General features: G+C 48.9%; 8 protein-coding genes. 2 read left to right on the plus strand and 6 right to left on the minus strand.

The features are described 5' to 3' along the window. Window position 1 precedes the first annotated feature (1 nt). The gene (locus tag ACP7H9_RS10145; RefSeq protein WP_114981935.1) at window positions 2-1,369 is read right to left on the minus strand and encodes a GAF domain-containing sensor histidine kinase; all 1,368 of its coding nucleotides are present in this window, start codon (window positions 1,367-1,369) and stop codon (window positions 2-4) included. Window positions 1,370-1,519: 150 nt separating this feature from the next. Here ACP7H9_RS10145 and ACP7H9_RS10150 point away from each other — a divergent pair, with 150 nt between their 5' ends. Further along, window positions 1,520-4,696, plus strand: a complete 3,177-nt coding sequence (locus ACP7H9_RS10150; RefSeq protein WP_439222708.1) for an amidohydrolase family protein — start codon at window positions 1,520-1,522, stop codon at window positions 4,694-4,696. A 16-nt stretch (window positions 4,697-4,712) separates the two neighbouring features. Here the strand turns inward: ACP7H9_RS10150 and ACP7H9_RS10155 are convergent, their stop codons facing one another. Then, window positions 4,713-5,648 (minus strand): LysR family transcriptional regulator, encoded by a 936-nt coding sequence (locus ACP7H9_RS10155; RefSeq protein ID WP_011233862.1) that lies wholly within the window; start codon window positions 5,646-5,648, stop codon window positions 4,713-4,715. 146 nt (window positions 5,649-5,794) lie between these two features. Between ACP7H9_RS10155 and aceK the strand changes: the two genes are divergently transcribed. Continuing rightward, the gene (gene aceK, locus ACP7H9_RS10160) at window positions 5,795-7,489 is read left to right on the plus strand and encodes a bifunctional isocitrate dehydrogenase kinase/phosphatase (protein WP_439222709.1); all 1,695 of its coding nucleotides are present in this window, start codon (window positions 5,795-5,797) and stop codon (window positions 7,487-7,489) included. On the opposite strand, the gene aceA is transcribed toward aceK, so the two are convergent. The 4 genes from aceA to argE all read right to left on the minus strand — a co-directional run bounded on the left by aceA (window position 7,473) and on the right by argE (window position 13,539). Then, window positions 7,473-8,810: an isocitrate lyase gene (gene aceA, locus ACP7H9_RS10165; protein ID WP_011233864.1), complete on the minus strand. Its 1,338-nt coding sequence runs from the start codon at window positions 8,808-8,810 to the stop codon at window positions 7,473-7,475. The genes aceK and aceA overlap by 17 nt on opposite strands. 31 nt (window positions 8,811-8,841) lie before the next feature. Next, entirely contained in the window at window positions 8,842-10,425 is a 1,584-nt protein-coding gene (gene aceB, locus ACP7H9_RS10170; RefSeq protein WP_439222710.1) for a malate synthase A, read from the minus strand. A gap of 245 nt (window positions 10,426-10,670) precedes the next feature. Beyond that, window positions 10,671-12,296, minus strand: a complete 1,626-nt coding sequence (locus ACP7H9_RS10175; RefSeq protein ID WP_439222711.1) for a methyl-accepting chemotaxis protein — start codon at window positions 12,294-12,296, stop codon at window positions 10,671-10,673. Between the two features lie 82 nt (window positions 12,297-12,378). Next, on the minus strand, window positions 12,379-13,539 hold the full coding sequence (gene argE / locus ACP7H9_RS10180; protein ID WP_439222712.1) for an acetylornithine deacetylase: 1,161 nt from the start codon (window positions 13,537-13,539) through the stop codon (window positions 12,379-12,381). Window positions 13,540-13,605: the final 66 nt, after the last annotated feature.

Genomic DNA, 13,605 nt, shown 5'->3' on the forward strand with positions numbered 1-13,605 from the left:
CCTATTTAGGTAAATTAGGTAAGAAAAAAGAAAATTCAGTGCCTTCGCCAGGCGTTGATTGGACAGATATCTGACCTTTGAGTTTCCGTGTTACTAAATTATAAACAATGGATAAGCCCAGTCCGGAGCCGCCAGTCTGGCGAGATGTGGTGAAAAAGGGTTCAAAAATATCTTTTATGGTTTCGCTGTCCATACCTTTGCCGTTGTCACGAAAAGAAAAACGTACACCGCTATCTTCTTCTGTGGCTATAATTTCAATTTGATGATTTTCGTCGGGTTCGGCAAAGGCGTGGTCGTTGGTGTTACTGACCAGATTAGTCACAATTTGTGCTAGTGCGCCCTGGTAGGTTTTCAAGACAATATCTTCATTGCAGTGAATAGTAATGGTGACTTTTTTCTTTTTCACCATAGGGTTGAGGCTTAAGACTAATGCGTGTAAATAGTCGTTGAGCTGGCATTTCACCAGCTCAAAACTGGACTGATCGACCGCCGTTTTCTTAAAGTTCTGAATCAGTGTTGCGGCGCGTTCAAGGTTGCTGCTTAGTAGCTGGTAAGCTTCAAACGTATTGTCGATAAAGGTCTGCAGATGTTTTCGTGAAATGGAACCATCAGTAAAACTCTGATTCAGTTTTTTCAGGCGATGTTCGCAATGAGTTACGGCGGTTACTGAAACGCCCAGCGGGGTATTCACCTCGTGAGCAACACCGGCAACTAATTTGCCCAGCGCTGCCATTTTTTCTGTTTCAATTAACCTTTCCTGAGCCTGCTTAAAGTTATCCAGTGCTTTGGTCAGAGATTGAGTACGTTCTTCTACCATGCTTTCCAGCTGTTCATTTTGTTGAATGAGCAGGGCCTCAAACCGTTCTCGTTCAGCGGCACTAACCGCGCGACCGTAAATATCGGCCAGCATACCAACAAAAGCGACTTCGGCGGATGTCCAGATGCGGTTTTCCCTTCGACTTTCGCAGCACATAACGCCTATCATCTCGCCTTTATGGCGTAAGGGAACGTCAAGTAAGCCGTAAACGCCGGTTTCCTCCAGGTAGCCGTTAGTTAGCTCTATAGTTGCAGGATGACAGCGGGCATCGTTGGCAATAATGGTGCGTTCGGATTCTAACGCCTGAAAGTAAGAAGGTAACTGGTTTTTGTAAAGTACCGGGACTTCAGCGTTTGGCGATTTCTCGTCAATGAGTTTAGCCGCTCTCATGGCTTGTTTGTCCGATTGCAGTAACCAGATACTAACCCTGGTAATATCCAACCCTTTCAGAGCAGAGGCTAATATAAGCTCGGACGCTTTCTCTAAGTCGCCACCGTCAATATCTGGCGATTTAGATACGTCGAGGAGGATGTTCTCTAAGGCATCGTTCATATTCAATCCGGTTACCTGAATATTTTCTCACTATAACTTACTGACCTCTAAAGTCCATTAATCGACCTTTCCTCACCATTTAACGTTAGCTACTGGACATTTGGATCTTAACTCCTTACAAAGGTAAGACATTTTTAATGAGGCTATACCATGAAAAGAACAACATTAACCTTAGCGGTTGCATCGCTTTTAAGCTTTGCGCCGGTGAGCATGGCACAGGAGCAAACCCAGGGCTGGGATGTGAGCGACCCCCAAGGGGAGTTTAAAACCATTGATATATCGGTCAACTCCGGCACCTGGATGAATGTGGATGTCAGCCCGGACGGTGAATACATTGTGTTTGATTTATTGGGGGACATTTACCGTATGCCGTTTGGCGGCGGTGAAGCTGAAAAACTGATAGGCGGTATTGCGTGGCATATGCAGCCGGTTTATTCACCAAATGGCCGCTACATTGCCTTTACCTCCGACCAGGGCGGTGGCGATAACATCTGGGTGATGGATGCCGATGGCAACAACGTGCGCGCCGTCACCGAAGAAACTTTCCGGTTACTGAACAGCCCGGCCTGGAGTCCGGACAGCGAGTTTTTGGTTGCTCGTAAACACTTCACTGCCAGCCGTTCATTAGGCGCGGGGGAAGTGTGGATGTACCACCGCAGCGGCGGCTCGGGTGTGCAACTGACCGAACGCCCCAATGACCAGAAGGATTTAGGCGAGCCGGCGTTTTCGCCGGACGGCAAATACATCTATTTTTCCCAGGATGACACGCCGGGCAAAACCTTTCACTACAGTAAAGATTCGCTGGAAGGTATTTACGACATAAAACGTTTTGAGCGTGAAACTGGTGAGATTGAAACGCTGATAAGCGGTGCCGGTGGGGCTATTCGCCCAACACCGTCACCCGACGGACGTTACCTGGCTTACATTAAGCGTGAAGATTTTGACAGCGTGCTGTACGTGCTGGATCTGAAAACCGGTGAACACAAGCGGGTTTACGGGAAAATGGAACGCGACATGCAGGAAACCTGGGCCATTCATGGGGTTTACCCCACTATGGACTGGACACCAGATTCGAAGCAATTAGTGTTCTGGGCCGGTGGTCATATTCAGAAGCTGAACATTGATGACGGCAGCGCCCGTATTATTCCGTTTAAAGTTGAAACCGAGAAGAAAGTACAGCATGCGTTGCGCTTTAAACAAAACGTTGAAGCTGACCAGTTTGACGTGAAAATGTTGCGTATGGCGCAAGTATCTCCTCAGGGTGATGCGGTGATTTACGAAGCTTTGGGCAGCTTGTATCAACGTTCGTTGCCAGATGGTGAGCCGCAGCGTTTAACCAATAGCGAAGATTTTGAACTCTATCCGCAGTATTCACGTGACGGCGAAAAAGTCGTATTCGTTCGCTGGAATGACGAAGCGCAGGCAAAGGTTATTGTTCGCGATATCAGTTCTGGTGATGAGCAAGTGCTGAATACCGGACAGGGCAACTTTGTTGAACCCACATTCTCTCCGGACGGCAAGCATGTGGTTTACCGCAAGGTGCGTGGAGGCTATTTAATTTCCGATAAGTTTGGTCTGGAAAACGGTATTTATCGCGTAGCGGTGTCTGCCAATGCAGAACCGGAGCAAATTGCTGAAAGTGGGCATTTACCGCAATACGGCGCGCGTAACGACCGGGTTTATTTGATGACTCCGGGCGATAAACCAACCTTAAGTGCTATTGATTTACGCACGCTGGAGCAGCGCGACTTGTATCAGTCGGAACTAGCAACTGAGTTCCGTGTGTCTCCGGACGGCAAGCAATTGGCTTTTGCTGAACGTTTTAAAGTATTTGTGACGCCTTTAGTCGAGCGTGGCAGTGTTATTAATGTTGGTCCGGGTGATAAACAAATGCCGGTGCATCAGTTGTCCGTTCGCGCTGGTGAAAACTTATCCTGGACGGCAAACAGTGACCAGCTTTACTGGACATTAGGGCCGGAGCTTTACCATACATCGGTGGCTGAAGCTTTTAATGCCGGAACCGAAAGTGAAACCCTGAAAGTAGAAAATGGCCAGAACATTGGTTTTGAACATGACGCTATGGTACCGGATACGACGGTTGCTTTTGTAGGTGGTCAGGTTATTACCATGAACGGCGACACGGTTTATAAGCAGGGTACTGTGGTGGTTCGCAATAATAAAATTGTAGCGGTTGGTCCCGAAGCTGAGGTTGATTTGCCTTCCGGTGCTGAAGTTATTGATACCAGCGGCAAGACTGTTATGCCGGGTTTATTTGATGCACATGCGCACGGTAGTCAGGGGCAGGCGGAAATTATCCCGCAGCAGAACTGGGGACAGTACGCGAACCTGGCGTTCGGTGTGACCTCAATTCACGATCCGTCTAACGACACAACCGAGTTTTTTGCCGCTTCAGAGCTGCAGAAAGCGGGAAGAATTGCCGCGCCAAGACTGTTTTCAACCGGTACCATTTTATACGGTGCTAATGGCCCGGGTTACACCTCGCATGTGGATAGCCTGGAAGACGCGAAGTTTCATTTAGAGCGTCTGAAGAAAGTGGGCGCGTTTTCTGTCAAGAGTTACAACCAGCCACGCCGTAACCAGCGTCAACAAGTGGTTGAAGCCGGACGCGAACTGGAAATGATGGTGGTGCCGGAAGGAGGCTCTTTGTTGCAGCACAACTTAACCATGATCATGGATGGGCACACCACGGTTGAGCACTCATTACCGGTAGCCAATATCTATGATGATATTCGTCAGTTATGGCAGCAAAGTGACGTAGCTTATACACCAACCCTGGGTGTGGCTTATGGCGGTATTTGGGGTGAGAACTACTGGTATGCGGAAACCGATGTATGGAAGCATCCCAAGCTGACTCAATATGTGCCCATGGAATTTTTAGTGGGCAAGGCGATGCGCCGTGAAAAGGCGCCGCATAACCACTACAATCACTTTAATAATGCCGAAGTGGCAACTGAATTGCAGGACCTGGGGGTTGAGGTACTTGCCGGAGCCCATGGTCAGCGTGAAGGTTTAGCGCAGCACTGGGAAATATGGATGATGGCGCAGGGCGGCATGGAACCACTGGAAGCCTTACGCACGGCGACCATCGACCCTGCCCGGGTTTTTGGTATGGACCATGCTTTGGGTTCACTGGAAGAAGGTAAACTGGCGGATATTATCGTTATTGATGGCAACCCGCTGGAGAACATCCGTGATACCGATAAAGTGACTCACACCATGGTTAATGGCGTACTCTATGACGCCACCACCATGGATCGCTTGTTGCCGGAGCCACTTAAGCGGAAAGACTTTTTCTGGGAAGAATAAGCCCTTATTAAGGAAGCTAGGAAGCTGCCGCTGTTTCGGCGACGACTTGTCGGAACCAGCGGTGGCCTGCATCGTGCTGCAGTAGCGGTGACCAGATCATGGTCAGAGTTAAACCCGGTATTTCAAACGGCGGAGCTTTCATAACTAACTGACTGTCTTGTGAATACAGTTCCGCTGCTCGTGTTGGCAAGGTAGCAACCAGCCCCTGACGTGCCAGATACATAGCCACATGATAATTACGGGTAAACACTTTAATTTTCCGGCGTTTGCCCAGTTTATCTAAAGCGTCATCTACCCAGCCGAGTTTTTGTACGTCGTGCGGGTCCATCCCTACGCCCACACCAAAACCGGTTTTACTCACCCACACATGCTGAGCTTTTAAGTAGTTGTCTAAGGTGTAGTCCTGCAACAACGGATGATCTTTGCGGATTAGGCAGGAAAACTCGTCGCTCCATAAATTCTTTTGATGAAACGACTGTGGTAACTGTTCAAAGCGGTTAATGGCCAGATCCACTTTACCGTTCTCAACGTCGTGAAAACTGATATCGCTGGGAGTCATAATATCCAGTGATACGTGAGGTGCCTGCTCATCGAGTTTTTCCAGCAGCTTTGGCATGAGCGTAGAGGCGGCATAGTCGGAGGCCATAATACGAAAGACCTGATCGCTGGTGGGCGCATCAAACTCACGCACCGGCTGAATCATCTCCTCAACCGAATATAATACGCCGCGCAGGGCTTCCTGCATGTCTAACGCGCGTTGAGTTGGTACCATACCTTCGCTGGTGCGCACTAAAATAGGGTCATTCAGCAGGTTGCGTAGACGCTTTAAACCGTTACTCATGGCTGGCTGGGTAATATTAAGCTGAGCTGCGGCACGGGTTACGTTCTTCTCCCGCAGCAGCACATCTAAGTAAACCAGCAGGTTCAGATCAATGTCTTTGATGGTGTTCATAACTATCCAGAATAAGTGGAATATAAAAAATCTATCGGGATTATAAATAGGGTGAATGTATAACGCCAGTCTTGTTTCTGTCATTATTGATGATTAACTTGATTCAAGTAGAGAGTCGTTGTGACCGGTTTAGCGGATGAAAGACCATGACAATTAGCCCCGAGACCCTGGCAAAAAGTATTCTGGATGGCTTTCACAGCCACTACCGGCGTTTTCAATCGCTGACTCAGGGCGCGCGTGAACGTTTCTTACAGCGCGACTGGACCGCTGTTGTGTCGGCAGCTTCAGAGCGTATTCATTATTACGACCATCAGGTGGGTACAACGGCTAAGAAAGTCGAGCGCCGCGTCGGCACAAAACTGGATGAAGGCCTCTGGCTAGCTACCCGGCAGCGTTACCAACAACTGCTGAAGTTTCACCCTCAGGCGGAGCTTGCCGAAACCTTTTACAATTCGGTGTTCTGCCGGGTATTCGACCGTGCCTACTTTAATAACGACTATATTTTTGTGGAAACCGTGCTGGCGAACCACATTCCAGTGCCGGTGGAGAACGAATGCCACTCTTATTTTCCGGTGGTTGATGGGCTGGAAGGAACACTGACCCGGGTGTTTGAGGATATTGGCTTAGGTGGTGAGTTTGAGAACTTTGAAAATGATATTGAACAGCTGCGCGATAAGTTCTTTGAACGCGCAACAGAAACCGATATTGAAGCCCACAACCTGCGCATAGATGTTTTGAAGTCGCCGTTTTACCGAAACAAAGCCGCGTATATTGTCGGGCGAGTGGTAACTGAGAATAACCATTATCCTTTTATTGTACCGGTGCTGATTAATTCGCAGGGCAAGCTTTATGTGGATGCTTTTATTACCCGGTCGGACCGCATGGCGACCATTTTTGGCTTTGCCCGTTCGTATTTTATGGTCGAAACAGAGGCGCCTTCTGCCTTGGTGCGGTTTTTAAAGGATTTAATGCCGCACAAAACTCTGGCAGAGCTTTACTCTTCAGTGGGGTTTCATAAGCAGGGAAAAACCGAGTTCTATCGGGAGTTTTTGCATCATTTGCGTCGTACAGACGACCAGCTGTCTGCTGCCCCCGGTGTTAAAGGCATGGTTATGACGGTGTTTACGCTGCCGTCCTTTCCTTATGTGTTTAAAGTCATTAAAGACCGGCTGGGCGGTACCAAGGAGTTTGGCCGGCAGACGGTTATTGACCGTTACCGCATGGTGAAGCGGCATGACAGAGTAGGGCGTATGGCCGATACGTTAGAGTTTGTCGATGTGGCACTGCCGCTTAAACGTATATCCCCGGACTTACTGGACGAATTTAAGCAAACCATTGCCAACTCTATTTCGATAGAGGGTGATACTTTGGTTATTCACCAGTTGTTTGTTGAGCGCCGGATGACGCCACTGAATTTGTACTTAGAATACGCCAATGACGAAGAAATAGACGCGGCGATGGACGACTACGGCCGGGCGTTAAAAGAAATGATGGCGGCGAATATTTTCCCCGGCGACATGCTGCTGAAAAACTTTGGTGTCACCCGGCATAAAAGGGTGGTGTTCTACGATTACGACGAAGTGCGCTACTTAACGGATATGAGTTTCAGACGTTTGCCGGAAAACGACTGGGAGGTTTCCTACGCACCGGACGATGTATTTCCGCAGCAGCTGGCGCAATTTGCGGTGCCACAAGCAAAATATCGCAACAAGCTATTGAAGCGTCACCCCGAGTTGATTGATTCGGCTTACTGGTGCCGCGTACAAAAAAACATCCGCAAGGGTGAGCTTACGGATGTCTTTCCTTATGATGCCGACTTGCGCTTTACGCGGAGGTTTTAAACTGGTCTTCCTCGGTCGAGCCTTTCAGTGCAGTGACTGAAGATAGCCCGCCCTGAATGACGTTGGTCAGCTCGTCGAAGTAACCAGTGCCGACTTCCTGCTGGTGCGCAACAAAGGTGTAGCCTTTGTCTGCCGCTTCAAATTCTTGTTGCTGCAGTTTAACGTAGGCAGACATGTCGTTGCGGGCATAGTCATGTGCCAGTTCAAACATGTGGTACCACATGTTGTGCACACCGGCCAAGGTAATAAACTGGAACTTGTAACCCATTGCGGCAAGCTCGCGCTGGAACTTAGCAATGGTGTCGTCGTCCAGGTTGCGTTTCCAGTTAAACGACGGTGAACAATTATAGGCCAGCAGTTTGCCGGGGTATTTGGCATGAACGGCTTCAGCAAACTGACGCGCTTCGTCTAAGTCTGGTTTGGCGGTTTCACACCAGATAAGATCCGCAAACGGAGCATATGCTAAGCCGCGTGAAATGGCTTGTTCAATGCCCGGCTTCACGCGATAGAAACCTTCGGCAGTGCGTTCACCAGTAATGAACGGCTTGTCGTTCGGGTCAAAGTCAGAAGTTAGTAGATCGGCGGCGTTAGCGTCAGTACGGGCGACAATCAGTGTCGGTGTACCGGCAACATCGGCAGCTAAACGTGCGGCTGAAAGTTTCTGCACCGCTTCTTGTGTGGGTACCAGTACTTTACCGCCCATGTGTCCGCATTTTTTCACTGAAGCCAGTTGATCCTCAAAATGCACGCCGGCAGCACCGGACTGGATCATGCGCTTCATCAGCTCGTAGGCATTGAGAACGCCACCAAAACCGGCTTCCGCGTCGGCAACAATAGGTGCGAAGTAGTCTACGTAATTGTCGTCTTCCGGCGTAACGCCTTTTGACCACTGTATCTGATCAGCACGGGCGAATGAGTTGTTAATGCGCTCGACAACCGTAGGTACTGAGTCGACCGGATATAACGACTGATCCGGGTACATGCTGCAGGCGGAATTGTTATCAGCGGCGACCTGCCAGCCGGAAAGATAAATGGCCTGCAAACCCGCTTTGACTTGCTGTACCGCCTGACCGCCGGTTAACGCCCCCAGCGCGTTGACATAGTCTTTGCCAAACTTTTCCTGTGCTTTGCCGTGAATGAGCTGCCAGAGTTTATCGGCACCATTGCGGGCATAGGTGTATTCTGGCTGCACGCTACCGCGCAGGCGCACCACGTCTTCGGCGCTGTAAGGGCGCTCAACGCCTTTCCAGCGCGGGTCGGTGTCCCATTGCTTTTGTAATTCTTTAACTTGTTGTGCGAAAGAAAGATTCTGGGTTGTCATAAATAATGTCCTTGTTGTTCTTTAATCGTTATTAGTTGAGTTGTTGGTAGCCGGGCAGGGTCAGAAAGTCGACCAGCTCGTCGGCGGTAGTAATTTCTTCCAGCAGGCTCAGGGCCTGGGAAAATGGCTCGTTGTTCCAGCGCTGTTCACCCACTTCGCTTTTCACCACGTCAGCTTCTTCCTGCAGGTATTGTCGGAACAGCTCTTTGGTGACCGGGGTGTTGTCGGACAGGGTTTTGCCGTGGCGTATCCACTGCCAGATGGAGGTGCGTGAAATCTCGGCGGTGGCAGCGTCTTCCATCAGGCCGTAGATAGGAACGCAGCCTTTGCCGTTCAGCCAGGACGCAATGTATTGCAGCGATACCCGAATGTTGGTTCGCATGCCAGCTTCGGTGCGCTCGCCTTCACAGGGTTGCAGCAGTAAGGCCTGATCAATCGGCGTGTCGTTTTCACGCAGTACGTTAAGCTGGTTGTCGCCTTCAATACCGTCGACAAAAATTGCGCGTACGGTGTCAGCTAAGCCCGGGTGGGCAATCCAGGTGCCGTCGTGGCCATTGTCGCGCTCCATGGTTTTGTCGGCGTGAACTTTAGCGAGGATCTTCTCATTCTCGGCTGGATCTTTGCTGGGAATAAAGGCTGCCATGCCGCCCATAGCTAAAGCCCCGCGCTGGTGACAGGTTTTCACTAACAAGCGCGAATAGGCGTTAAGAAAGGGCTTGTCCATGCTAACCACCTGGCGGTCGGGCAGAACCCGTTCAGGATGTTCTTTCAGGGTTTTTATGTAACTGAAAATGTAATCCCAGCGGCCGCAGTTAAGTGCAGCAATGTGGTCTTTCATGGCGTGTAGTATTTCATGCATCTGAAACACTGCCGGCAGGGTTTCTATGAGTATGGTGGCGCGAATGGTGCTGGTTTTTAAGCTGAATTTTTTCTCGGTAAAGTGAAAAACATCGGCCCACCATTTGGCTTCGTCGCTGTGTTCCAGCTTGGGCAGGTAGTAATACACACCCGAACCTTGTTGTAGTCGCTGCTGGTAATTCAGTAAAAAGTACAAAGCAAAGTCCATTAGCGCGCCGGGAATAGCTTGGCCATTACGCTGCACGTGCTTTTCCGGTAAGTGCAGGCCGCGAACTCGTGCAATTAGGAGTGCAGGATCAGGGCCAACTTCGTAGTGCTTGCCACTGTCTGGGTCGGTATAGGTCATGCCGCCAATGTTGGCGTCACGCAGGTTAATTTGACCGTTAACCATGCCCTCCCAGGTAGGCGATTGTGAATCTTCAAAGTCGGCCATGTAACAATCGACATTGGCATTCAGAGCGTTGATGACCATTTTGCGGTCTACCGGTCCGGTAATTTCTAAGCGGCGTTTTTTCAAATCTGCCGGCAGTTCTGCAATGCGCCAGTTTCCTTCACGGATGTCTTGAGTTGCAGAGTCAAAATCAGGTAACTGACCCTGGTCAAATTGAGCCTGACGTTGCTGGCGCTTCTTTAACAGCGACTCTAACCGTGGTTGAAAGGTATCGACTAACTCAGCGAGAAAAGACTGATTCTCGTCGTTGAACAGCGCTTTTGCATCGTCATCAAGGGGTTGACTGAAGTTAAATAGATTGTTCATTTTTGAATCCGTTGTTACTAGTTTGTTAACACGGATTAAGAGTAGATGCTGGTCGCACCATTAGTCTAATTTATGCTGTTAATTGGCAGTATTCAGGAGGGTTATTATGATGGCCTGACGTTTACGTCAGAAACGGCATTGGACCTGACATAAATGTCAGGCTATGTGCACCCTGTAGCCTGATGTTCACATCAGGTGAGATGCCCCACCTGGCATAAATATCAGGCTACATAAGTGTCAGGCATTTAAATTCTAAAACGCTTAACCAATTCATTAAGATCAACGGCCAGGCGCGAGAGTTCGCGGCTCGAGGCATTGGTTTGCTCTGCACCGGAGGCTGTTGAATTAGACAGGTCACGAATGCTGACCAGGTTTTTGTCCACATCGCGCGACACGTTTGCCTGTTCTTCTGCGGCACTGGCTATGGATGTGTTGTGATTGTTTATTTCACTGACAGCAGCGGTAATCAGCTGCAATGCTTCACCGGCTTCACGTGCTACGTCCAGAGTCTTAGTAGCACGCTCTAAGCTCTTATCCATGGTGGCGACAGATCGGTCGCTGGACTCATTAATAGCTTTAACCATGTCTTCAATTTCAACGGTAGACTGCTGTGTCTTGTGAGCTAACGAGCGAACTTCATCCGCAACAACGGCAAACCCGCGACCTGATTCACCAGCACGAGCCGCTTCTATTGCTGCGTTTAGTGCCAGCAGGTTCGTTTGTTCGGCAATACCGCTGATAACTTCAAGCACTTTAGTAATGCTCTTAACTTTTTCCGCAAGCTCGGTCACGTTACCTGAAGAATCTCCAATTTCCTGAGACAACTCTTCAATAGCACGAACCGTTTTACGTACGCGGTCATTACCTTGTTGCGCTTGTTGATTTGCTTCGTCAGAAGCTTCCGAAGCGTTTTGAGCATCCTGAGCAACGGTTTCAACGGCGGTGGTCAGCTCGTTTACGGCCGTTGCTGCCTGTTCTAATTCTTCCGACTGCTGCTGAATAGTCCGGGTAGACTCTTCAGTCACTGAGCTTAGTTCTTCAGAGGTTGACGCTAATTGCTCCGACGATTCCGATATGGTGGTAATAGAATTGCGCAGTTCTTTTTGCGTTCGTTCTAATTGACGAAGTAGCTGTGCAGGCTCGTCGTTGCCGACAATTTCAATACGTTGCGTTAAGTCGCGCTTAGCAATGCTTTCGGCAAAATCAACGGCTGCTCCGATAGGTTTGACAATGCTGCGGGTCAGCATGATCGAGAATAGTATCAGTAACGCAATCGCCGTAATCAGTGCAATAATGACAGAAACATTCGCAGCACTCGCCACATTGTGTGCCTCGATAGACGCTTCATCTATTGACGCCATCTCCCGGGTTAGCAATTCATCAAGCTTATCTGAAATTTTATTGGTTAACGGTAAAATGTTGTTTTCGCGTATAGAGTCAATAGCGTCACTGAGACCTGCATCAACTAATTTATAAAACTGATCATTCAAATCCCAGTATTCTTTATTGAGATTCATGTACTCTTGGAATATTTTTTTTGTTTGAGGATCCCGGATGGTCTTCTCATATTCCTTTTGATTTCGTTTTAGCGCCTCGATGGCTTCCTCGAGGGTTGTCTTGTATCTGTCTAAACGAGTCGGGTCATCTACGTATGCACTAACATTGGCCGAATGAATACGAACTCGGAGAAATTCACGATCTAAGTCATTTACGTTATCAACCGCCGGAATTCGTTCATTATCGATAATACTCAGTTGACCTTCTATTGCCGCCATGCGGTTGAGCGCGAAAACTCCCAGGATAAGTATGAGTACGCCGATGAGTCCAAATGCAACACTGGCACGGGCGCCTATTGAAAGTTGTCTAATCATATTCTAGTCCTTGATTTGCTTAACCCTATTCGTTTTACTTTAGCAGGTGTTAAAATAAGTGATTAGCTTTAGTTATCGGCAGCTAACCCGAAAAACAATAATTTTTTAGTAAACTTTTTAGCCTTTCCTGAGTGGGTTTTATGGTTTCAGCTAATAGATATTCGTCGGGTTGATGTGCCTGGCGTATCGATCCAGGCCCCATAACCAGTGTTTCGCAGCCCAGTTCCTGAAGAAAGGGCGCTTCAGTGCAGTAGTTAACCGCCTGCGCCTGAGTTTTCGAAATTTTCTCGGCTAATTGCACCAATGCGGAGTCGGTACTTTGCTGAAAAGCCGGTATGGGGTGGTGCAGTGAAATGAGCTCAATTGACCCCGGATAGCGAGCCTGAATATTTTCTGTTGCCTGGTGCAGGTGAACGTAAAGCTCATCGACAGACAAGCCCGGCAGCGGCCGAATGTCCAGATGCAGCTCGCAACAACCACAAATGCGGTTGGCGTTGTCGCCGCCGTGAATGTGACCAAAGTTCATGGTGGGGTGTGGCACAGAAAAACTTGAATATGAATATTTATGCTTGAACTCTTCTTTTAATTTCATGAGTGCTGAAATGACTTCGTGCATCAGTTCTATGGCGTTAATACCCAATGCCGGATCTGAGCTGTGGCCGGAGCGTCCGGTAATGCGTATTACTTCGCTCATGTGCCCTTTGTGCGCGTATACCGGGCGCATATCTGTGGGTTCGCCTATTACGCAGTAGTCGGGTTTGAGGTTCGCAAAACGACTGACCTCACGGGCACCATCCATAGTGGTTTCTTCGTCGGCGGTGGCCAGTATCATCACAGGCTTGTTTTGCTGAGCTGCGTCCAGCTCGCTCAGAGCCTGAATAACAAAAGCAAAAAAGCCTTTCATATCAATGCTGCCAAGGCCGTACCAGCGGTTGTCCTGTTCAGTGAGTTTAAAAGGGTCGAAGTTCCAGCGGCTGGCGTCGTAAGGAACGGTGTCAGTATGTCCTGACAGCAGTAAACCGCCACTTCCGTCACCCCGGCGAGCCAGTAAATTGAACTTTCCCGGCTGACTTTGCAGTTCATTGATTTCGCACTCAAAGCCTAATACTTCCAGCCATTCAGCCAGTAAGTTCACAACCTTCTGGTTGCTGTGATCCCACTTAGGGTCAATAGAGCTGATGGAAGGCTGTGCAATGAGTTGCTGATACATTGAGAAGAATGATGGTAAGGCAGGGGTGCTCATGATAGTTAATCCTTAATATAATTATTCACTATTATTGCATAAGTATATTTATTCGGTTATTCTGCA

Source organism: Idiomarina sp. ST20R2A10 (assembly GCF_051842345.1).
GTDB lineage: Bacteria > Pseudomonadota > Gammaproteobacteria > Enterobacterales > Alteromonadaceae > Idiomarina > Idiomarina loihiensis.

What these genes read in the sequence shown, in the direction of transcription:
- aceK (WP_439222709.1), top strand. Translation starts at nt 5,795, where the DNA reads ATGACAATTAGCCCCGAGACCCTGGCAAAAAGTATTCTGGATGGCTTT.
- ACP7H9_RS10175 (WP_439222711.1), bottom strand. Translation starts at nt 12,296, where the DNA reads ATGATTAGACAACTTTCAATAGGCGCCCGTGCCAGTGTTGCATTTGGA.
- ACP7H9_RS10145 (WP_114981935.1), bottom strand. Translation starts at nt 1,369, where the DNA reads ATGAACGATGCCTTAGAGAACATCCTCCTCGACGTATCTAAATCGCCA.
- argE (WP_439222712.1), bottom strand. Translation starts at nt 13,539, where the DNA reads ATGAGCACCCCTGCCTTACCATCATTCTTCTCAATGTATCAGCAACTC.
- aceA (WP_011233864.1), bottom strand. Translation starts at nt 8,810, where the DNA reads ATGACAACCCAGAATCTTTCTTTCGCACAACAAGTTAAAGAATTACAA.
- ACP7H9_RS10155 (WP_011233862.1), bottom strand. Translation starts at nt 5,648, where the DNA reads ATGAACACCATCAAAGACATTGATCTGAACCTGCTGGTTTACTTAGAT.
- aceB (WP_439222710.1), bottom strand. Translation starts at nt 10,425, where the DNA reads ATGAACAATCTATTTAACTTCAGTCAACCCCTTGATGACGATGCAAAA.
- ACP7H9_RS10150 (WP_439222708.1), top strand. Translation starts at nt 1,520, where the DNA reads ATGAAAAGAACAACATTAACCTTAGCGGTTGCATCGCTTTTAAGCTTT.